Here is a 21,243-nt window from a genome sequence, read left to right on the forward strand (position 1 = left end):
GAGTTTTATTAAAGCAGGTGATCCCTTGTTAGAATATAAAGTGTTAGGCTCCGACCCGTCCAAGGAGTATGTCATCTTTCTCCATGGCATCGGTGGAAGCGTCAACATCTTTTTCCCGCAAATGAAAGCTTTCCGCAAGTCTTTTAATATCATCGTCGTAAATTTACCCGGTCACAAAAATTCACCGAGTCTGTCCAGTTATAAAGAGAAGTTTTCCTTTGATACTGTGACAGACGAAGTCCTTGGTGTCCTTGATGACCTCGGGGTGGAAAAAGCCCACTTCGTAGGAATTTCTCTAGGTTCCGTCGTCATCCAACACGTATTGTCCACCGCCTCTCACCGCGTCCAGACCGCCGTGTTAGGGGGAGCTATTACTAGAATCAACCTTTTAGCAAAATTCCTTCTTGTTTTGGGGACGATGCTTAAAAATGTCACCCCGCACTTGTATTTGTATTCGTTGTGCGCGCGCATTTTGATGCCGAGGAAAAACCATAAAGAGTCTAGAGACGCCTTCATCCATGAAGCTTCCCAGATGAAAAGAGAAGATTTCTTAGGCTGGTATAACATCGTCTACTCGGTTCCGGACACGTTTACACACGTGAATGAGAACGCTGCTTCCGTACCCAAGTTATACATCACAGGCGAAGGCGACCACATGTTCAGAGATGATGTGATGAAAGATACCCAGCACATGCCCAACACCTCTTTCCTCCTTTTATCGGAAAGCGGCCATGTCGTGAACTTAGATAAAACCGAATCGTTTAACAAACTGGCCATTTCCTTCATTCAGTCGGAAGGTCAGATGGATTTGACGGACGTCACTGAAGAAGTCATCAACTCCAACCATTAGAAAAGCGCCGGCAGATTGCCCGGCGCTTTCTTTTTTATTTTGACTCCCAACTCTTAATCACACGAATTGCCCAATACAAAACAATCCAGGGAAGGACGAATTTTGTCACCCATTCCACAATCGCCATCAGGGTGAGGAAAATAAAATAAGGATTTACTCCAAATTGCGGGAGCGTAAAATAAAGGACGAGGATGAAAGCCAAACCAATTATCAAATCTTTCCTTGCTATTTTCCATCTTCCTATTTGCATTCTCTCAAACCTCATTCCCGGCTTAAATGTTCTTCCAATATCTTAATGACGTGTACGTTTCTGCTTCCTTACTTCCATATCCTCTTTGACTATGAGAGAATTCAAACCCTTTTGCTTCATAGAAAGGAATGCCCTGTTCATTGCCTTCCTGTACAGAAACCCATAGCTTCTTCGCTCCGTACTCCTCTTTTTGCTGTTTCACAAAAGCTTCCAGCAGCTTTGTCCCGATCCCCTCCTTTTTTCTGGATGGATCAAGGTACATGACATAAAGCTCACATGCCTCTTCATCGATCATCCCGCCACCACAAGCGCCGACAACCTTCTCCCCGTCTACAGCGACGATATATCCGCCCCATTCTTTCCCTGTATATGTGACCTCATCCATAATCCTTTCCTGTGTGTAAAACTGTTGGATAATTTGCTCTATGTAATCCGCGGGATATAACTCCGCATATGTCGTACGGTTACCCTCTGAACAGACACGCACAATCCCTTCAACATGAGGCGGTTCTGCTTTTAAGATTTCCACGATATCTTATCTCCTTTCTACTCTTTTTATAGCTCTATGGAATCGTGTTTTCACTGATTTATTTAAAAAGCCCAATCTCTCCAAATAAAAATTGAGTGATTGAGCTTTCATTCATTTCATTCCATGCTGGGTGGTTTGATATACAGCCACAAGGTATTCATAAATGAATTCTCAAAAGAGGGTGACTGTCGTTTGAATTACATCCTCTACTTCCATTATACCGCCAATAAAAAAAGATTTACAGACTACTTTTTCCGTCTTTCACCTCCTATACTGTTACATACAAATCTAAATACGAGGTGTTTCCTTATGAATGAAAAAAAAGATGTCATCGATCGCGGTCCTTTCTTTCATGGTACGAAAGCAGACTTGAAAATCGGAGACCTATTAAAGCCGCAGCACTTATCCAATTACCAGGACAAAAAATCCAACTATATCTACTTTACTGCCACATTGGATGCGGCTAAATGGGGGGCTGAATTAGCGAAGTCTACCTCTCAAGAGAGAATTTACATTGTAGAACCATTAGGGGAGTTTGAAAATGATCCGAATGTGACGGAAAAAAATTCCCCGGAAACCCAACACGTTCTTATCGATCAAAAACACCTTTGAAAATAACAGCGGAGTTAAAAACATGGGAACGACATTCCGAAGAAGAAATAAACAAAATGCTTACCTTCTTACAAAAGTTACGTGAACAAGGAAAAGATGTGATCTACGATTAATTTTTAACACCTATAAAGTTAAAACCCATTCATGAATTCGTAAAATGAATAAACTCCCCACAAAATAGAATTCACCATGAAAATTCATGGTTTACTTAAAACTTGAAGAGACCCTCGATCTAGAGGGGCTCTCCACGCTCCCCCCCCCACATTCACCCATTATCGTCTCTTACATTCCTAAGAGGTGCTTTTGAGTTCTGCCTCTTCTTTGAAATAGTCGGATTTGCTTGGCATAAGGACCAACTTGACCTGCCAAAAGCTCAGCACCAGCATGAACATCGAAGCAGCTATGATACTGTATCGAACCGGAATGATCTCACCTGTAAAACCAATCAATAAAATAAAGATAACCTGAAGAACACTTTGAAAGATTCCGTAGATGCTTGAGATCCTGCCCATCATTCTTACCGGAACGTTATTTTGATAAAAAGTCATGAATCCAGTACTAGAAAAGGAGTTAAAAAATCCTAAGATCATAAATCCAGTGGCTACGGTCCAGAATGAAACGGAGAAAGCATAGACTAAATAGCCCACCGATACCAGCAAATATCCACTGGCCATTAAAGCTTTGATCGACAACTTTTCAGCCACAAGCGACACAGTGGCTGCTCCTAAAATAGAACCTACTCCTGTCAGACTTATGAGTAAGCCGTAGTCTGTCTCAGATAAATGTAATACCTGTTGAGTAAAGACAACCTCCTGAGCATCCATGCCAAGGGCAACAATCATAAAAAATTGAGCTAAGAAGTACACTTTTACGATGAAGAGGTTGCTCTGACTGAATCGAAACACTTCTTTCCAATCGCTTTTTAACATGTTCACACTAAATTTATGTACGGTTTGATCAGCTTCCGTATCCACGTTTGGTAGCAAAAACACCATGATACCAGAAACAACAAAAGAAAATGCGTTGATCCAAATGGATAGATGTACAGAGGTAATAAGCAGCAGGGCACCAGAAATAGCCGGGCCGATCAAAAAGGCGCTTGAAGTAATCAAACTTCTAAACGAGTTAAATTGTTTTCGTCCCTTCTCAGGAACAACCTTTGTAATATAGGTAAGGGCTGCAGGTTCAAAGAACGCTTTTGAAATGGAGAGGAAAAATAGACATACATAGATAGGCCATATCGAGTTGAAGAAAGGAATGATCGCAACCAGAGCTGCACGAATGAGGTCTGTGCCTATCATGATTCTTCGAATGTTCACACGGTCGATCATACTCCCAGACCAAAATTTCGTGACTATCGAAGCGATCGGACCGATCATCCATAATCCAGCTACTGCAGCAGCTGACCCTGTGAGTTGTAAAACTAGGACATTTATGGCAACAAGATAAATAAAGTCCCCTAAAGTAGAGATGCCCAATCCAAACAGTAGCAAAAACGAATTCTTCTTTTGGGAGAAGCTTGGTTGACGAATAATAACACCCCATTTAAGAATCCTTTCTACAAAAATTGGAAATCACCTTTGGATATCAAGAGGTGTCACAAAACTTTCATAACTAAAAAAAGAAACCTCAGTCAAGCAGGCTCCCATCTTCTTGGTCTAAACGTAGTTACCCTAATAAATTCCACATTATTTTATTTTTTACTTGAATAATGGGTGAAGCACCTGCTAAAATTAGGGAACATTTGTTAATAATTACCACAAACGCAATAACTCCCTTCTTATCATCGATATTAGAATCAGCTTTCACTTTTTTCATGATCCTCTGACCGCTCAGTTCCATATCCTATTAAACTATCATTTCCGGTTGAAATTGAACGATCCATAAAAGGCACGCCCTGTCATGCCTTCTAAAAAAACATTTGAAAAGCAACGAACTGAAAAAGTTTCGGCTCTTGAACTTCCGTCATTATGAAGCCCTTTAAATTCTAATAAAGGGTTTAAAGTTGCATCATCACTTTTTTTTAGGAGGCATATATAAGATGAGATCTGTAGGTGTAAGCTTAGTTATTCTTGCAGCTATCTGTTGGGGCGTTAGTGGGGGAATTGCCGATACTTTAATGAATAAGGGCTGGGATCCTATTGTGATCTCCCTTTATCGAGGGGCTGTTGGATTTGTGTGTTTTTTTGTATGGTTTCTTTTAAGCATGAAACAAAATTGGAGCTCTTCTAGCAAATTGTACATATGGTCCTTATTGGCTGGTGCAGGTGTTGCTGGGAACTTCACTTTTTATTTTCTTACAATCCAGGCTTCAAGCGTGGCTGTTGCTTCTACTTTAATGTACACGGCACCGGTTTTCGTCCTTGTCATCTCATTTTTATTACGAATCGAACGTTCGACTTGGTTTAAATGGGGGTGTATATTGGGAGTACTAATGGGGATTATCCTCCTTACAGGTGCTTACAACACCGATTCGATATCCGTGGGTATTTTAGGGGTGGCCTCCGGGCTTGCTGCCGGCCTTTCCTATGCATTATTTATCTTCGGATTTAAAAACGCCTCTTCCATCGGAAAGCCACAAACCACTTTAACCACCGCATTTTTTTCATTTTGTCTTATCCTTCTGCTTTTCGCGGACATGGGAGAAGTCGCTAGGGTAATGACCTCAAACGACATAGGCTGGTTTCTTTTATTGGGGATTTTAGGGGCAGGAATTTCGTTCATATTGTATGTCATTGGCATTCAGTGGACGGCTCCAACGACAGCTTCGATGGTCGCTATGGTTGAGCCCGTAACCGCTTCATTATTTGGCTTTCTGCTTATCGGAGACCATTTGACCATCATTCAACTTTTTGGAATGGTGCTCATCCTGTTTACAGTTGTCGTGCTTAGTTTAAGAAAGCCTCCTCAACCTTCAGAGGAAAAAATAGCGGTAAATCAATATTAAATTATGCCACCCTATCATAAGATGAACGGTTGTTATTTAATTGTCAAGCTGTTCATAGACTAGCTTATCTATATTTATAGGGGGCAGGGTTCTATGCATAATGTATTACTGTTCTGCGACCCAGGGATTGATGATTCACTAGCCATCATGTACGCACTTTTAAATCCAAAAATAAATGTGGTCGGTATTGTTTCAAGTTATGGGAACGTTCCTCAGAAACAAGCCATTCAGAATGTATCGTACCTCTTAAAGCTGGCTGGGAGAGAAGATATCCCTATCATCGGCGGCGCAAAAAGTCCACTCAGTGGGGAAATCGCTGTGTTTTATCCGGAAATCCATGGGGAAGAAGGACTTGGACCCATACGCCCTCCGGAGACAATAGAAGGAGAAGTCGTAAATTTCGATGAGATCTTTAAAATTATCGATTCATACGCAGACAATCTAGTCATTCTGGATGTAGGAAGGTCTACATCTTTGGCGATTGCTTTTTTATTGGGAGGCCAAGAGAAATTACGAAAGGTAAAGGCCATTTATTGTATGGGAGGCGCCTTTTTAGTACCTGGGAACGTTACCCCTGTTGCAGAAGCTAACTTTCATGGTGACGCAATCGCTGCCAACCTCGTTTTAAACAAATTAAATCATATCTATATCACTCCATTAAACGTAACAAACCATGCCGTCATTACGCCCGAAACCATCCAGAAAATCACTTCTCAGTCTTTTAATGCTTTCACCCATCTTATCAAGCCGATCTTTGATTACTACACCACGGCTTATAAGAAGTTGAACCCGGGCCTTTCGGGCAGTCCTTTGCATGATGTATTCACTGTGTTTGCCTTAGTCAACCCAGAACAAGTCCGGTATATCGAACGCCAGGCTTCTGTATCCATAAACTTTGATAATACAAAAGGTGAAAGTATAGCCGACTTCAGGGCGAATTCCAGTGAACAAGCGACAGAGAATACAGATCATATCGCCATATCGTTCAACTACAAGGCGTTTGTAAAAGATTTTGTCACGGTGATGACTACTCGATATATATAAAACGGTTATAACCTTTTAAAATGATCAACCTCTTTCCTTCTGCCATCAAGTCCCAAGTATTAATGCTTATACATAAGGACAGGGCCCCTCTGCATATCTTCATAAAAAAGCGCAAAAAGGAGGGGCGAAATGATCATTCATGCTGTAGAAAACGGTGACTCCCTATGGAGGATCGCTCAGCGATATGGAGCCGATATCAATCAAATCATCCTTTTGAACCAACTGAACAATCCAGATGTGGTCGTGATCGGTCAGGCGCTCGTCATCCCTGAGCCAAATAAAGAATATGTCGTCCAGCCGGGAGATAATCTCTGGAACATCGCGAACCGCTATGGTGTCCGTGTTCAGGACCTTGCTGAGAAAAACAACATCGCGAATCCGGCACTCATTTTTGTGGGCCAAATGCTCCTTATTCCTTTTACAAATTATACGGTTCAGGCAGGAGACAGCCTTTGGAAAATCGCTAACCAGTTCGGCGTGTCTGTTTCGGAAATTGCTGAAGCGAACGGCATTGAGAATCCAGCCGTCATTTCTGTCGGTATGACACTCGCCATCCCTTCCCCTCTTCGTCCTGTGAAGGAAATCAACGCTTACATTACGAGAACGAATGCAGAAGGCGCGAGGGAAGTGAACACCCTTGGCAGCCATTTCACCTTCCTCTCTCCTTTCACACGGACTATCCAAACAGATGGAAACCTGACCGATTTGGATGACGCAGCGGTTTTACAGGCGGCGGCAGCTCAAAACATTGCTCCATTGCTGGTGGTCACCAACTTCGTCGGAGGCAGCTTTGATTCGGATCTAGCCGCCACCTTTTTACGAAACCCTGGGATTCAGGATACCTTCATCAACAACCTTTTGGGACAGATGCGTTCAAAGGGTTATTCAGGAGTAAACTTCGACTTCGAATATGTGTACCCGGAAGATAAGGAAAACTACAACGCTTTTCTCAGAAAAGTCGTCAGTCGTCTGCGTCCCGAAGGCTTCAGCGTCTCCACTGCCCTCGCACCAAAAGTACGCGAAGATCAGCAGGGACTGCTTTATGAAGCTCATGATTATGAAGCGCATGGAGACATTGTTGATTTTGTTGTGCTCATGACGTATGAATGGGGATGGTCCGGAGGAAGGCCATGGGCCATCGCACCGATCAACAAGGTACGTGAAGTGCTGGATTATGCCGTCACCGTCATATCTCGCGATAAAATTTTAATGGGGATGCCTCTTTATGGACGGGAATGGGAAATTCCATGGGTGCAGGGCACATATGCTCGAACGGTCAATCCTCAGGAAGCGATTCAACTCGCTGCAACCTACGGCGTTCCTATCCAATACAATGAAGAATACCAATCTCCTTTTTTTCGATATACCGATGAAAATGGGCAGCAACATGAAGTCTGGTTTGAAGACGCAAGAAGTGTGCAGGCTAAATACGATACGATTGAAGAGTACGGTCTGAGAGGTGCAAGCTACTGGGTGTTGGGCAGTCCCTTCCCACAAAATTGGCCGGTCCTTCAGCGTAATTTCAAAGTGAAGAAAATGTGAGGCCTCCTTTCCTTGGGAGGTCTTCTTTTATTCTAGTATTTTTAAAGTGAACCCGCCTGCTTCTACTTTCCTCCTCTCTCCCTCTACTTCTACGATATAAATGAACGGTTCATCTGTGGGATGGATCTCTTCCACTTTTTGATTTCTTTCTTTAAAAAAGAAGCGGATCTCTTGTTCATCCTCCGGGTCGACCTTTGAAGTCTCTTCCACTGCCTGTTCATATGTAAAATTAACCTCTGCAGCTTCATGCTCATGGCTTTGATCATAAATGCCCTGCAGCAAATGGATGACTTCTGCAAAACCTAAGAACAAAATTCCTGTGACGAGGCTGCTGATTAAAACAGTCAATCCTTGAACTCCTGCACCGAAGCTTTGACCAAGAATAATCACAAAGAACGAAAACGTCCCGAGGACCATGATCCCAAACGCACAGTAAGTCAAAAGCTTTGCAATCCTATTCGATCTTTCCAATGGTTTTTCTCTCCTTAATATCCTCTTTTTTGAATGGTCCACCAAGCTCTTTTTCACGATTACATTCTGTCTTTAACCTAAAAACAACCTTCGTGTGTATCCCTATGATGCCTCCTAAATGTTATGATTCACCCACCAATAAAGGCAGACAGGTGTAAGACAATCAAGATGGGCTTTTTCCCTTAATCAGATAAACATAGTCGAAACATAAAAGCCTACAGGGATGGTTAACCACAACGTAACGTTGGTCAGCACAATGTCCATATAGGTGACGCTTCCCCACCCTTTTTTCAAAAAATACCGCCAAACCAAAAAAGCGCCGGCTCCCCATACAGGAAGAAGCAGAAAAAAATCCGTTTCTCCAATGATTGCATCCGTGCGCCCCACTACCAACGGTCCGCTTGCAAAATGATAAGCCAGCCACAAAGCAAACAAACCGCTTCCCACGATGTTTCCAATAACAAGAAAAGACTTCAAAGCTTCCCCTCCTTTTTGTAAAACTTTTATAACCTAGAAGTCTATGCCCTTCCTTGTTCTTCCTCTACCGTGTACAGCCCACCATTCCAAGAGGTCCTGACTACGAAATCATGGGACAAAATTATGTAATAAGAGTGTTTCACTCTCGTGAACTAGTTCAACGTATTGAGTCCCGACCCGGAACGCTGCAAAAGCATATAAAGATATGGCTGCACCGACCATCACAGGCTTCCATTTATCAGGAATTTTTATTAACCCTTCCAGAGATACTTTCCATACCCTGGATAACCATCCCACCACGATGGAGTACACAAGCGTTAGAAAAAGAAGAACACTTGCAGCAAACGTCTTCTTAAAATTACTTTCTAAAATAAGGATTTCCACCTCTTCTTTTGAAGTGATCCCTTGAATAGGAAACTCATCGACGACATTCCCCCTCCGATCGTACCTCTCTACCATACGCTCGTCCTCAATTAGTCCAACGCCAAGAGGAACAGCATAATCCCCAACCGAAAGAAACATATGAATCCCCAAAATCATTGGCATCACAATAAGAGGAGAAAACCGTAACCACGTCTTCTTCACAATGATCCCCCTTTTACTCTTTCTTCTCAGCGAGCAGTTCCCTGATTTCTTTTAAATGTTCGATTTGCTCCTCTTGTTTATCTGTCACCCGTTTCGTCACTTTTTCCAACGTCTTCGTTATTGACCATAAGGAAAGAATGATAACGATACTTATGAAAACAGCCACTTGTACAACCCCCTTCCATTACTTTACGGTGCGAAATTAAATTAGTTTCATAGGAGAAGAGACTTTTTTGCTATCATGGAGTTCTAGTAAAGAATAGCTCAAAAGAAAAGGATCTTATGAACAAAAAGAAGCACTCGTCATTCCCTTAATCCTTAAACTCGTATTGATCGAATAAAACGTTTAGGATACTCGTATTGAAAATGTTTCTTTAGTTTCTTTTGTGTTCAGTATAGATGCTTTCATTAGGTGACTAGGAAAGGGCATTATTTACGATACTATATATAGCACATGTTGAGTCATCCATACGATACTCGCACCTATGTATATAGTTAAGGAGATTATAAGAACATGAATTTTGATCAATTAAAATATATCTTAGAAGTTTCAAAAGAAAGATCTTTAACAAAAGCGGCAAAAAATTTACACGTGTCAACACCAGCCATTAGTAAGGCCATCACTCAGCTTGAGAAAGAGTTTGGCATCACGATTTTCAACCGTACTCGTCAAGGGACAATTCCCACCTTAGAAGGCAAAAAGTTAATAAAAGGTAGTATGGACATTCTCAAGAAAACGGAAGATCTCTATAAAGAATTTCATCCAAATCAGTCGAAACCTTTGAAGATAGGATGCGGACCAGCATTAACCTATGTAATTTACGATGCATTTCTACTTTTCAATAAAGAAAACCCTGATATTGAGGTGGAAATCGTTGAAATGGATAAAGACGATATTCTGAAAGCACTCAAAGATAATGAAATATCTATAGGATTCTCCCAGTATGACCCAGAAGAGTTCCAGCGATCAGATATTACAGAATCGATTGATTATGATTTCCTTTTCAACGGTTATACATGTGTTTGTGTTAGTAAGCACTCTCCCCTTTATCACAAGGACCGCTTAACCGTTGAAGATATAAGAAATGAAAAATTCGTTCTCTATAATTCAGAACGTGTAAAAGCGATTAATGAATTGTACGTATCCAACATGAATCTTCTCTTCACTTCCAATAATATTGAAGTGTTAAGATCGGCGGTGCTGAATGGACATGCTATTGTGATTGTACATAACCTTACCTTTGTGAGACATCCGGATGTTTTGAATGGAAATCTCAGGGTCATACCTCTAGAAAAAACAGGTTTAGAAAGTTACAGTTTCTGGGGAGTGCGCTCCAAAAAAAGCGAGGTCTCACCCGAAGCAAAAGAATTTCAATTAAAAGTACTTCAGGCATGCCGTCTGTAAATAGTAAAAAAGCATCCATTCCCGTTATTGAATGGATGCTTTTTCAAACGTTTATGACCAAAAAAGCTCATGACTCATATTCTTTTTCTATTTCTTTATGGCTTCTCACAGTGTCAATGTGCCGGACGGCTTTTTCTATAGCCTCACGCTTCGGCTCTAAAAAAGGAGGCAAGGATAGTTTCTCACCAAGGGTTTCATAGGGTTCATCCCCCATGAAGCCCGGACCATCTGTAGCTAATTCAAATAAAATTCCTGGTGCAACATTTGTATATAAGGATCCGAAGTAATACCTTTCCACGTAACCAGAGTTTGGTAAGTTGACCTCTTCCAGACGCTCCTGCCATTGGTCTAATTCTTCTCTATCATTGACCCGGAAGGCCACGTGATGCACTGTACCAAACCCTTGTTGGGCGTGAGGCAGCTCATTGTTGTATTCAAGAATGAGTTGGGCTCCGTTTCCCCCTTCTCCCATCTCAAACAGGTGAAGGGATCCCTCCTCTGCAACTTCGTGCATAGCGAATACTTCATCTAATACCTCTTTAAAGTAATCATAGAAGGCTGTTCGGATATAGACAGGACCTAAACCGGTAATCGCATACTCAAGAGGTACGGGACCCTTTTCCCAAGGACTTCCTGAATCGACACCTTTATTATGTTCATCCGAAATTAACTGATAGTGTTGGTCATCAAAATCATAGAAAGATAAAATTTTCTTGCCAAATCGTTCACTGATGCCTGTGTGGTTGACCTGCAGCCGGTCAAAGCGTTTCTGCCAATACTCTAATGCCGCATCACTTGGTACACGAAACGATGTTTTTGAGATCTCATTTTTCCCATGGACTCCTTTCGGTGACCCAGGAAAATCAAAAAAAGTCATATCTGTGCCAGCAGTCCCCTTATCATCCGCAAAGAATAAATGATACGTTTGGATACTATCTTGATTGACCGTCTTTTTAACTAATCGCATACCTAACACATATGTGAAAAATTCAAAAATTTTTTCAGCACTGCTTGTAATGGCTGTGACATGGTGGATTCCTTTTAATGGATTCATAATTGTTCTCCTTCACATATAATCAATTTACTTCTTGAAATACACGTTCACCTCAAAGTATAAAAAGCATAAAATATAAAAAAGCAGGCGATCTCTACAAACAAAAAGATTTCAGAGACAGACAAAATCAGACTGAATGTCCAAACACCGGTAATGATCCCCGCTAGGAAAAGGTAGTTTTTCACTCCTAGCCTTTCTTGATGATATCGGTACTTATGGAAGACCAGCGATGTCCCAGTTACATAGATGAGGGTGGCCCCGAGAGCTAATGATATAAGTACATTTTGATCAATATCATAGAAAAAACCAAGCTGAATAACGGAAGCCATCACACTCATTGACATGTAGATGAACAAGTGACCATAAACAATAATTTGCCCAGAGGTTTTGATTTCTTTATCAATCTTTTTCTCTAAATTATCGAAGTACTGCCACCACATAGCAATGACTAACGTAAACGAAAGGAGTAAAACAATAAAATTCTCTCCTAGCTGGCTTTCTTCACCTAGCACCGCTACGATACTAACAATAAATTCACCAAACAGGATGATGGTTAATAGCCCGAACCTTTCTAACAAGTGAGGAGTGTTAATAGGTACTTTTTTCATATACTTACGTCCCAGTAAAGGGACCATCATATCGACAAAAATCCCCAAGTACAACACGAAATATCTGATCCAGGAATCAAACAAACAAGATCCTAACGAAATAAACGTTCCGATCAGGAAGCCATACCCAAGAAACTGAGCCAGCTTTTTCTTTTCCAAAACCTCTTTTCGGCTCACTTGGATATACTGCATGGATACAATGAATCGAACTCCTATATAACCGACAAGAAATGGTAGGAAATAGGCATCAAAATCCACAGATAGACTAGCAGTCATCAGAATGACGAAAACCATCTGTATGCTCATCCATATGCGATCACCTGTCATATCTGTTCCGAATCGGTTGATAAACAGCGTTTGACCCACCCAAGCCCACCAAATCGGAATAAATATCAGAACAAATTTAATGATATACTCGATAGGAATGGTATGGTTTTCGACATGCAGTAAGGTATGTGTTGCTGTGGCAATGGCGGCAACAAAGATCAAGTCATAAAACAGTTCTATCCAATTCACTTTTTTATGAGGCACTTCAAACCCTCCGTTTTTACTGCTCCTTTTGATACATTTCAACAAAGGCTGTAAACCCATGAATTAATGATTGGAGATTACTTAACGTTCTAGGATCGGTGATCTGGTTCGTCTCAGAATCGATGATTTTGTGCACTTCACCTACTAGAACCTTTGGACCACTCATGACATTGGCTTCCATTGCGACAAGTGTTTGTCTTAGCTGCATTTGAGCAAGCGCCGTCCCTGCACGCCCTGGGCTAGCTCCGGCGACAGCAGCCGGTGTGTTCTTAAAGACTGAATCCTGAACGGGACGAGAAGCCCAATCCAAGGCATTTTTAAGGCCTCCCGGCATTCCCGAATTGTATTCCGGGGTAATAATGAGAGTTCCATCGGCCCCTTTTAGCTTCTCTTTAAAGATAGCCACCTCTTCAGGGTCTCCCCCCTTTTCAATATCTTCATTGAATAAAGGCAATCGGTTGATTTCCACAAACTTTATCTTCCATTTTCCTTTTGACTCACGTTCCACGGCCTCTAAAAGTTTTTTGTTGAACGAGTCTTTTCTCAAACTTCCGCATATGGCTGCGATTTCTAACATATCCATCTTCCTTTCAGTACTTTTCATTATTTTCACTCCACCAAGATGATGCCTTGATGAATTCAGTCGTTCTTAATTCGTGCCCGTAGTCCGTCATATGAAGCGATACACGTGCCCCCATCAGACTTAGGTGTTTTTTTAGTTGTACAGCTTCACTCGGAAGAACCATACGGTCCATCGCCCCCGCGGTTATGAAAATGTCCAGTCCATCCAATTCGGCATCATCGTATGATTTTAGAGGGTGGCTGGGGTGGAACAATAGAGCCGTACCAAACCAATCGGGTTCGTGCATCAATAAGCTCACCGCCACATTGGCCCCATTCGAATAGCCGATGATGTGAAGGTCCTTCATTTCAAATTGATACGTTTCGGATGCTTCTTGTATAAACTCCAGAAGATCCTTTGTTTTTATCATTAAAGAACCTTCATCCATGGAACCGTCTGTGTTCCTTTTAAAATATCGAAACTGGTTATTTTCAACGACGTCTCCTCTAATCCCTAATACAGAAAAAGACGAATCCAATCGAGCTGCTACCGGTAATAAATCCGTTTCCCTTCCCCCTGTTCCATGGAGAAGAATAAATACTTTTTTGGATTCTTCACTCCTGTGGAAAAAATGTTTCAAATTTATTCACTCCCCTTATCTATCTCCTGACTATAATGGACTTGGTAAAGATTTTAGACGGGATTCAATTTCCACACGTCGATGTTCTAAGAATGGGGGCAAAGATAGTTGTTCTCCCAAATGTTCAGAAGATTCGTCCAAGTTAAAACCAGGACCATCTGTGGCCAGCTCAAACAAGATACCATTTGGTTCATTAACGTATAAGGAGCGAAAATAGAAACGATCGACAAAACCTGAAGATTTGAAGCCGTCTTTTTTAAGATACTCGATCCAATCATATAACTCGTCCTCGTCCTCAACTCTGAATGCCACGTGATGGACACTTCCTTTTCCCTGTCTTTCTTCTTGGATATCTTTCCGCTGCTCTATATGAATTTCCGAACCATTTCCACCTTCTCCAGTCTCAAACACATGAACGATGTTGTTCGATTCAGTCTCATACTCTCCCGTTTTCCTAAAGCCCATTACCTCTGTAAGCATTTGAACAGACGGTTCTAAATACCTTACGGTTAACTTGACGGGACCTAATCCTGTGATTCCAAATTCTTCAGGCACTCCGCCCCGCGACCAAGGTTTGCCTGAGGAGACACCACTATTGTTTTCATCAGAAATGAGAGACATTTGGTGACCTTCTGGATCCCTGAAAGGCAGAACAGCATGGCCAAAACGCTTTGTCATTGAGTCATGATCGACTCCCAGTTTGGTAAAACGACCCCTCCAATAATTCAGGGCCTCATCAGAATCCACACGTAATGAAATGGAAGAAATACTGTTAGTGCCTGGGTGTTTAACAGCCAGGTTTGGTATTTCAAAGAAAGTCAGTTCCGTACCCGGATTTCCTTTTTCATCTCCATAAAATAGATGGTAGTACTGGGTGTTATCTTGGTTTACTGTTTTTTTCACCAATCGGAGACCTAATATTCTAGTATAGAAATCCAAGTTTTTTTGAGCATCAGCAGTCAAAGAAGATACATGATGTATGCCTTTTAATTTCACGGGAGTTCCCCCTTAATCAGATTTTCATAGTGAAGATAAGTTCGCTTAAACATTTAAACATTTGACATCAAGCTCCATTTACTTCTAAATTAACAATATAAATGGTTAGGAGAATATTTTATGAGTAAGGAGAATGACTTGAGTTTCCAAAAAAACAAACGTATGGGATTGCTCATTTGGTTTCGACTTTCACGCGTTTATAACCAGAGCATTCGTTTAAATAATGAACATTTAAAGCAATGGGGGCTGACAAGTGCGCAATTTGATGTGCTGGTCCAGGTTGGTATCAGTCAGGAAATCACTCAAAAGCAACTCGCTAAGAAACTGTTTGTGACAAAAGGGAATATTACGCAACTCATTTCCAAAATGGAGAAGTTAGGCTGGGTACAAAGAAAACAGGACTGGAAAACGAAAACAATCTCTCTGACGGATAAAGGAATTCAACTATTGGATGAGGTAGCGCCTGGACAAGAACACTTTCAAGCCAATCAATTTTACGGGCTCGATGAAAAAGAACAAACCCAACTTAACGACCTGTTGAAGAAGTTACAAAAGCATTTGGAAAGCAATGATGAAAGTTAGAACCACCATGTAAAAATGGTGGTTCTTTTTTTACCTGTTACTTTTCATTTAAATCTTTTTGAGCAGACAGATAACTTCCAATCACGTTTTGGTAGCTTGGTAGATGGTTGGCAAGCAAGTTTCCAAAACCTTCCACATCGTTTCTCCAGTCCCGTTGCAGCTCTGATGCAACACTGAACCAGTTCATTAATTGTGCTCCTCCATGAGCCATTCTACTAAGAGCAGCATCTGCCACCTGTTTGCTCGTGGTACCTGATGCGTCAGTCACTACGAACACTTCATAACCCGCATTCAATGCTGAAAGTGTCGGGAAAGCTACACAGACATCCGTGACCACACCTGCAATGATCAATTGTTTTCTACCAGTTGCTTCAATAGCTTTAACAAAATCTTCATTATCCCAAGCATTGATCTGCCCTGGACGTGCAATCTTAGGCGCGTTGGGGTGAAGATCTGTGACCTCTTGCATGAGCGGTCCATTTGGTCCATTTTCAAAACTTGTGGTTAAAATGACAGGTATATCAAAAAACTTGGCTGTATCTGCAAGCGCAGTGACGTTGTTTTTAAATTCGTCCACCCCATAATCTCTAACTAAACTGGAGATCAAACCTGTCTGATGATCGACTAGAAGCAATACCGCATCATCTTTATTAATTCTTGTGTACAAATCCGTCATCCCTTATTCCTCCTGTATAAACACATAATTAAAGAACGATAACCTTTAATAATGGAAACGTTTAATGGCCATCATTCGATTATCAGTTTATAACTAAACTGATAAAGTGTCAATAGATCAGTTTTCACTGGCTTCCCTAAAGAAATTTAGATTTTAAGATTCGACTACATATATTTATAATCCCTATTTTATTAAAATTCACAATCCGCTGAACAAGTTCTAAAGGACCACTTATAAAGTATAAGACTCCTTTTACTTAATGTAAATTCAACTTATTTCAATGTTTGTTAACTTAAAGTTAATAAAAGCCACCGAAAGTAGCAATCCCACACCTTAATAATGGAAGAACCAAACCGAAGAATTCTTCTTAACCAAAAGGGAGCGACTAGAATCTATGACCTCTAGTCGCTCCCTCTTGCTTTTTTTGTCAGAAACTGAATCTTTTCTCTATTTTGCTCTTAACTTTTTCTGTTGTGTCTTTACACTCTCTTTATGAAAAGGTGAATTCTTGGCCTCATCCACCACACTGAACACGTTTTGATCGGGATCGAAGAAATCAAAATGCTTCATTCCACCAAAATCTTGGATCTCAGTCGTCTCGACTCCTGCATCATTCAGCCTTTGGAAAGCGGCTTCAATATCGTTGACCACAAAATTGAAGTAGCTATTCTTTTCGCCTTTGGTTATCTCGAATTCCGTAGGCTGTGGACGTGTCACTTCAATCAGTCCGAACTGCGCGGTACCTTGAGGAAAGAAAAAACCCGCGCCCCCTTCCCATGAGTCGATTTCCTGTACGTCCAAGTTTTCCTCATACCATTTTTTTGACTTCTCTAGGTTTGTCACCGGGACGAACACACTCCCCAATTGAAACATGCGAAACTCCTCCTTTTTTTAATGGAACCACCATACAAAAGATCTCCGGTTAAGCAAACGTCCTTATGTATCCACCTGCTGCTCCTTATCCATTCCTACCTTGATTTTCAGTAAAAGCACTGTCGTATCTTGCTTGATCATTCGCTTCACCTGTTCCTGATCCTGAAAATCAAAGGCTTCCATCGATCCTGAAGATGACTGACGGTATGCTCCCTATAAGAATTCTTCGCCTAATTCAAGCTTTATTCCTTCTTCACTAACCGCATACTCCCCGTTTCATTTAGGGAAAGCAAGCGGAGTCAGGAATAGACCGAGGAGAAGTACAATCACGATTCCACTCATGACCAACACCCCTAGGGTTCCATTGAACGACTCTTTGACCGCATGCACCTTAGGTTCTGGAATCGGCTCTTTACGGTTTTCCACATAACTCAAATGCTCGACCGTATTTCCTCCCGCTGCAGGCTCCCACCCGTCCCCACCTTTTTGCAACCAGATTTCAATTTCGTCTCCTTCATATAGATCCATTTTACTTCCACCTGCCATGGCGATCCATGAGGGAATGTACGTATAATACACTTCTATGGAGCGCTCGCGATTTATAGAAGCAGGTGCCTTCCTATATTGTTGGACGCTAAGCTCCATTTTTCTTAATTGCTTAGGTGAGTCTTCTGTAGACAGGTCCTTCACTAGTTCATCGCTTTCCACACTTCCGATGACATGCAGAGGAGCTTCCCTCTTGATCTCTTCCACTTCTTCAGGATCCATTGCGCCATAAGCTATATTGGGAATAAGCAGAAGAATGAATAAAAGCATCAGGAGTGGATGAAGCAGCCGGCTTTTCAAATCACTCTCCCCCTTCCGATCAAGAACCTCTATATCTATTATCCCACTTTCTTTATTTTCTGTAAATTTGACCCATCTTTATTGGTGTGGAGGGGAGTTGTAAAAATAGGAGAGAACATATAAAATCCATATATAACTTGATATCCTCACCTGAAGGAGCATCTTTATGTCCAATCATCTTAAAACCAAATTCAATCGATACTTTGACCGTCTGACTCCTTTTCAGGTAATCGTATTGTTCTATGCTACGGCAGTTATCGTTTCAACGATTCTTGTAAGCCTGCCATTCTTACATAAGGAAGGCGTAGAATTAAGCTTTATCGACGCCCTTTTCACGGCCGTCAGTGCGGTCAGTGTAACCGGGTTGACTGTCGTATCAACGATGGATACGTTCAACACCGCTGGATACTTTGTTTTGATGTTCATCCTTCAGTTCGGCGGGATCGGCGTCATGACACTGGGAACGTTCGTCTGGCTGATGCTCGGCAAAAAAATCGGCTTGAAAAGCAGACAACTCATCAAAACCGACCAGAACCGTTCTACGTTTGCAGGGATGGTTAAACTGATCAAGCAAATCCTTTTGATCATTCTTCTCATTGAATTGGTGGGTGCCATCATTTTAAGCGTCTACTTTACGCAATACTTCCCGACTACGGGTGAAGCCATCGTTCAAGGAATGTTCGCCTCCGTCAGTGCCACGACGAATGCAGGTTTTGATATTACAGGCGTATCCCTCGTCCTTTTTGAAAATGATTATTTCGTGCAATTCATCAACATGCTTTTATTGACCTTGGGAGCGATCGGTTTTCCTGTGCTCATTGAGATTAAAGATTACCTGACACATAAGCAAAAGAACGTGATTCACTTTTCCCTTTTTGCAAAATTAACGTCGGTAACGTTCGGAGTGCTGGTGGTCGTCGGAACGATCCTGATCTATCTTTTAGACAGAAACCATTTCTTCGCAGACAAGTCTTGGCACGAGGCTTTCTTTTTCTCGCTCTTCCAATCCGTAACCACACGGAACGGAGGGCTTGCGACCATGGACGTGGCGGAATTCAGTGTACCGACTTTGCTGGTCATTTGCATTCTCATGTTCATCGGTGCATCTCCGAGTAGTGTAGGAGGAGGAATCCGGACGACGACTTTCGCGATTAGTGTCTTAAGTGTCATCGCCTATGCACGAGGAAAAAGTCACGTCCGCGTTTTCAGACGGGAAATCGATCCTGATGACATCTTCCGTTCGTTCATTGTCATCAATACAGCCATTGCAATTACAGGCATTGCGGTTATCCTATTAAATTACTTCGAACCACAGTTTTCTTTGATGCAGATTTTATTTGAAGCGTGTTCGGCATTTGGTACCACCGGCCTTTCCATGGGGATCACCTCTGACTTGCATGCCGCCGGCAAAATCATTATCATCACGCTCATGTTTATCGGAAGGATCGGCATTTTCTCCTTCTTATTCATTATTCGAGGAAAAGGCATCAAAGACAAATATCATTATCCGAAAGAACCGATGATTATCGGCTAACAGGAGGAAACCAACGATGAAGAAAACATTTGCTGTTGTAGGACTCGGCCGCTTCGGCGGGAGCATCTGCAGAGAACTGAGCCGGGAAGGCATGGAAGTCCTTGCTTTGGACCTCGATGAACACAAAGTCAATGAGTATCGCGATATCGTTTCTCACGCTGTCATGGCTGATTCCACCGATGAACTCGTCCTCAAAGAGTTAGGGTTCAGGAATATTGATCACGTCATTGTAGCCATCGGTGACAACATTCAAGCCAGTATGTTGACCACGTTAATTCTAAAAGAGATGGGTATTCGCATGATCACCGTGAAGGCCCAGAACGATTACCACGAGAAAATATTGAACAAAATCGGAGCGGACCAAGTCGTCCACCCAGAAAGAGATATGGGAAAACGTATCGCTCACCACATCATTTCCGATAATATCCTCGATTACATCGAGCTATCCGACGACCACAGCGTCGTCGAAGTGAAGGCAGGAAGGAAGATGAGCGGAAAGACGTTGATCGACTTAGACATCCGCGCCCAGTATGGGTGTAACATCGTAGCGATCAAACGCGGAAAAGATGTCATCGTATCCCCAATGGCCACTGAACAAGTGAATGCCAGCGACATTCTGATTGTGATCGGAGCCGACAAGGACGTCAACCGCTTCGAAAAAAATCTCGTCGTCGAGGATTAATAAAAGCAGCAGCTGTCAGACAGCTGCTGCTTTTTTCAAGATTTGAATATCGCTTGATTAACACGGGTGACCACTCCGTAAACAAAGCGGAACATCAACGGAAACACAACCAGGCCCATAATGAAACTGAGCCAAAATTCTCCATCACCGGTTAAAATGGCTGCAGTCAACAAAAAAACAGCAGCAATTATGTACATATAAACGGCCACCCAATAATACAAAGTCATAAGCTTTGATTCCTTGTAAGGTCGGCCGAACAAGAACGTAACGATCCTCTTCATCAAACACTTCCTCCATTTTTACAAACTAAACGTTTCTTGAATCTTCTTTGCCACAACATTTGGTTCAAGTTCTGAATTATTGATCTTGATGTAGTTATTCTCATTGATTTCACCATCTCTTGTATTCATCCGCAAATGGTCCATCGAAGCGATCATTCTTTCTTCCGATGCTTCCACATCTCTCTTGGAAGGTTTATGCTCAAGCCTGTTCGACGTGCGGTTCCTCTTGATTCTTTCTTCCATATCCGCCTGCAGTTCAACGAAATAAACGTCTCCACCTTCCTGTTCAAAAATGTCGATCATTGTTTCAACAAAATCCCAATCTTCCTGCTTATTGAATGCCCAAATAAATGTAAAAATCATGCCGTACTGATCACTCTCCGCATAAGTACGGAAGATTTCCTCCCTGAATAACTGGGACAAACGCCACATCTCGTCACTGAATCCAAAAAACGGTTGCAGCAGTTCGATCGTCATGTGATTGTGAAAGAGCTTCAATTCCGTTAACTTTTCTAACTCCTGTCCGACTGTCATTTTCCCAACAGCTTGAGGCCCGAATAATAAAACAAGTTTAATCCCACTCACCTCTTTTCTTTTGGTTGTATTCTAAGAGAATGTTTATTGAATAAGCATACAGTGAAATTTGAATTTTCTGGTAAAATGATC

Annotated in this window: 26 protein-coding genes and 1 pseudogene; 9 read left to right on the forward strand and 18 right to left on the reverse strand. The window is 41.8% G+C overall.

Features of this window, described 5'->3' with window-relative positions:
* Positions 1–25: 25 nt before the first annotated feature.
* Positions 26–850: an alpha/beta fold hydrolase gene (locus tag GLV98_RS10855; protein ID WP_160914995.1), complete on the forward strand. Its 825-nt coding sequence runs from the start codon at positions 26–28 to the stop codon at positions 848–850.
* A 34-nt stretch (positions 851–884) separates the two neighbouring features.
* On the opposite strand, the gene GLV98_RS10860 is transcribed toward GLV98_RS10855, so the two are convergent.
* Positions 885–1,100: a hypothetical protein gene (locus tag GLV98_RS10860; RefSeq protein ID WP_160914997.1), complete on the reverse strand. Its 216-nt coding sequence runs from the start codon at positions 1,098–1,100 to the stop codon at positions 885–887.
* Positions 1,101–1,122: 22 nt separating this feature from the next.
* Positions 1,123–1,629, reverse strand: coding sequence for a GNAT family N-acetyltransferase (locus GLV98_RS10865; protein ID WP_337193744.1), 507 nt, complete (start codon positions 1,627–1,629; stop codon positions 1,123–1,125).
* 309 nt (positions 1,630–1,938) lie between these two features.
* On the opposite strand from GLV98_RS10865, the pseudogene arr reads away from it, so the two are divergent.
* Positions 1,939–2,354 (forward strand): annotated as a pseudogene (gene arr, locus GLV98_RS10870) (NAD(+)--rifampin ADP-ribosyltransferase).
* Between the two features lie 177 nt (positions 2,355–2,531).
* Here the strand turns inward: arr and GLV98_RS10875 are convergent.
* Together GLV98_RS10875 and GLV98_RS10880 are read right to left on the reverse strand one after the other, a co-directional pair.
* Positions 2,532–3,734, reverse strand: coding sequence for an MFS transporter (locus tag GLV98_RS10875; protein WP_202410014.1), 1,203 nt, complete (start codon positions 3,732–3,734; stop codon positions 2,532–2,534).
* A 175-nt stretch (positions 3,735–3,909) separates the two neighbouring features.
* Positions 3,910–4,059, reverse strand: coding sequence for a hypothetical protein (locus tag GLV98_RS10880; RefSeq protein WP_160914999.1), 150 nt, complete (start codon positions 4,057–4,059; stop codon positions 3,910–3,912).
* 223 nt (positions 4,060–4,282) lie between these two features.
* On the opposite strand from GLV98_RS10880, the gene GLV98_RS10885 reads away from it, so the two are divergent.
* From GLV98_RS10885 to GLV98_RS10895, 3 genes are all read left to right on the forward strand, one after another.
* Entirely contained in the window at positions 4,283–5,188 is a 906-nt protein-coding gene (locus GLV98_RS10885) for a DMT family transporter (RefSeq protein ID WP_160915001.1), read from the forward strand.
* A 93-nt stretch (positions 5,189–5,281) separates the two neighbouring features.
* Positions 5,282–6,232: a nucleoside hydrolase gene (locus GLV98_RS10890; protein WP_160915003.1), complete on the forward strand. Its 951-nt coding sequence runs from the start codon at positions 5,282–5,284 to the stop codon at positions 6,230–6,232.
* 129 nt (positions 6,233–6,361) lie between these two features.
* Entirely contained in the window at positions 6,362–7,774 is a 1,413-nt protein-coding gene (locus GLV98_RS10895; protein WP_160915005.1) for a LysM peptidoglycan-binding domain-containing protein, read from the forward strand.
* Positions 7,775–7,801: 27 nt separating this feature from the next.
* Here GLV98_RS10895 and GLV98_RS10900 read toward each other — a convergent pair whose 3' ends face one another.
* The 4 genes from GLV98_RS10900 to GLV98_RS10915 form a co-directional block, all read right to left on the reverse strand.
* On the reverse strand, positions 7,802–8,245 hold the full coding sequence (locus GLV98_RS10900) for a hypothetical protein (RefSeq protein ID WP_160915007.1): 444 nt from the start codon (positions 8,243–8,245) through the stop codon (positions 7,802–7,804).
* A 186-nt stretch (positions 8,246–8,431) separates the two neighbouring features.
* Positions 8,432–8,722, reverse strand: a complete 291-nt coding sequence (locus tag GLV98_RS10905; protein ID WP_160915010.1) for a hypothetical protein — start codon at positions 8,720–8,722, stop codon at positions 8,432–8,434.
* A gap of 108 nt (positions 8,723–8,830) precedes the next feature.
* The gene (locus tag GLV98_RS10910; RefSeq protein WP_160915012.1) at positions 8,831–9,307 is read right to left on the reverse strand and encodes a hypothetical protein; all 477 of its coding nucleotides are present in this window, start codon (positions 9,305–9,307) and stop codon (positions 8,831–8,833) included.
* A 13-nt stretch (positions 9,308–9,320) separates the two neighbouring features.
* Complete coding sequence (locus GLV98_RS10915) at positions 9,321–9,473, reverse strand: hypothetical protein (protein WP_160915014.1); 153 nt, start codon at positions 9,471–9,473, stop codon at positions 9,321–9,323.
* 348 nt (positions 9,474–9,821) lie between these two features.
* Here GLV98_RS10915 and GLV98_RS10920 point away from each other — a divergent pair, with 348 nt between their 5' ends.
* Positions 9,822–10,712 carry a LysR family transcriptional regulator gene (locus GLV98_RS10920; protein ID WP_160915016.1) on the forward strand — a complete coding sequence of 297 codons (891 nt, stop codon included), beginning with the start codon at positions 9,822–9,824 and terminating at the stop codon, positions 10,710–10,712.
* A gap of 67 nt (positions 10,713–10,779) precedes the next feature.
* On the opposite strand, the gene GLV98_RS10925 is transcribed toward GLV98_RS10920, so the two are convergent.
* From GLV98_RS10925 to GLV98_RS10945, 5 genes are read right to left on the reverse strand one after another with little or no spacing between them, the layout of a single operon-like run.
* Entirely contained in the window at positions 10,780–11,766 is a 987-nt protein-coding gene (locus GLV98_RS10925; protein ID WP_160915018.1) for a ring-cleaving dioxygenase, read from the reverse strand.
* Between the two features lie 47 nt (positions 11,767–11,813).
* Positions 11,814–12,905, reverse strand: a complete 1,092-nt coding sequence (locus GLV98_RS10930; RefSeq protein ID WP_160915020.1) for a low temperature requirement protein A — start codon at positions 12,903–12,905, stop codon at positions 11,814–11,816.
* Positions 12,906–12,921: 16 nt separating this feature from the next.
* On the reverse strand, positions 12,922–13,509 hold the full coding sequence (locus GLV98_RS10935) for an NADPH-dependent FMN reductase (protein ID WP_160915022.1): 588 nt from the start codon (positions 13,507–13,509) through the stop codon (positions 12,922–12,924).
* Positions 13,496–14,107 carry an alpha/beta hydrolase gene (locus tag GLV98_RS10940; RefSeq protein WP_160915024.1) on the reverse strand — a complete coding sequence of 204 codons (612 nt, stop codon included), beginning with the start codon at positions 14,105–14,107 and terminating at the stop codon, positions 13,496–13,498. Before GLV98_RS10940 ends, GLV98_RS10935 begins: the two co-directional genes overlap by 14 nt.
* Positions 14,108–14,137: 30 nt before the next feature.
* Positions 14,138–15,103: a VOC family protein gene (locus GLV98_RS10945; protein ID WP_160915026.1), complete on the reverse strand. Its 966-nt coding sequence runs from the start codon at positions 15,101–15,103 to the stop codon at positions 14,138–14,140.
* A 120-nt stretch (positions 15,104–15,223) separates the two neighbouring features.
* Between GLV98_RS10945 and GLV98_RS10950 the strand changes: the two genes are divergently transcribed.
* Complete coding sequence (locus GLV98_RS10950; protein WP_160915028.1) at positions 15,224–15,685, forward strand: MarR family winged helix-turn-helix transcriptional regulator; 462 nt, start codon at positions 15,224–15,226, stop codon at positions 15,683–15,685.
* 37 nt (positions 15,686–15,722) lie between these two features.
* Here the strand turns inward: GLV98_RS10950 and ycaC are convergent, their stop codons facing one another.
* From ycaC to GLV98_RS10965, 3 genes are all read right to left on the reverse strand, one after another.
* The gene (gene ycaC, locus GLV98_RS10955; protein WP_160915030.1) at positions 15,723–16,361 is read right to left on the reverse strand and encodes an isochorismate family cysteine hydrolase YcaC; all 639 of its coding nucleotides are present in this window, start codon (positions 16,359–16,361) and stop codon (positions 15,723–15,725) included.
* Positions 16,362–16,808: 447 nt separating this feature from the next.
* Positions 16,809–17,234: a VOC family protein gene (locus tag GLV98_RS10960; RefSeq protein WP_160915032.1), complete on the reverse strand. Its 426-nt coding sequence runs from the start codon at positions 17,232–17,234 to the stop codon at positions 16,809–16,811.
* Between the two features lie 276 nt (positions 17,235–17,510).
* Entirely contained in the window at positions 17,511–18,080 is a 570-nt protein-coding gene (locus tag GLV98_RS10965) for a hypothetical protein (RefSeq protein WP_160915035.1), read from the reverse strand.
* Between the two features lie 166 nt (positions 18,081–18,246).
* Between GLV98_RS10965 and GLV98_RS10970 the strand changes: the two genes are divergently transcribed.
* Positions 18,247–19,614, forward strand: coding sequence for a TrkH family potassium uptake protein (locus GLV98_RS10970; RefSeq protein ID WP_160915037.1), 1,368 nt, complete (start codon positions 18,247–18,249; stop codon positions 19,612–19,614).
* A 16-nt stretch (positions 19,615–19,630) separates the two neighbouring features.
* Positions 19,631–20,296 (forward strand): potassium channel family protein, encoded by a 666-nt coding sequence (locus tag GLV98_RS10975; protein ID WP_160915039.1) that lies wholly within the window; start codon positions 19,631–19,633, stop codon positions 20,294–20,296.
* Between the two features lie 35 nt (positions 20,297–20,331).
* On the opposite strand, the gene GLV98_RS10980 is transcribed toward GLV98_RS10975, so the two are convergent.
* Positions 20,332–20,577, reverse strand: coding sequence for a hypothetical protein (locus tag GLV98_RS10980; protein ID WP_160915041.1), 246 nt, complete (start codon positions 20,575–20,577; stop codon positions 20,332–20,334).
* Positions 20,578–20,595: 18 nt separating this feature from the next.
* On the reverse strand, positions 20,596–21,153 hold the full coding sequence (locus GLV98_RS10985; protein ID WP_160915342.1) for an AAA family ATPase: 558 nt from the start codon (positions 21,151–21,153) through the stop codon (positions 20,596–20,598).
* Positions 21,154–21,243: the final 90 nt, after the last annotated feature.

This window comes from Halobacillus litoralis (assembly GCF_009856415.1).
Taxonomy (GTDB): domain Bacteria; phylum Bacillota; class Bacilli; order Bacillales; family Halobacillaceae; genus Halobacillus; species Halobacillus litoralis_C.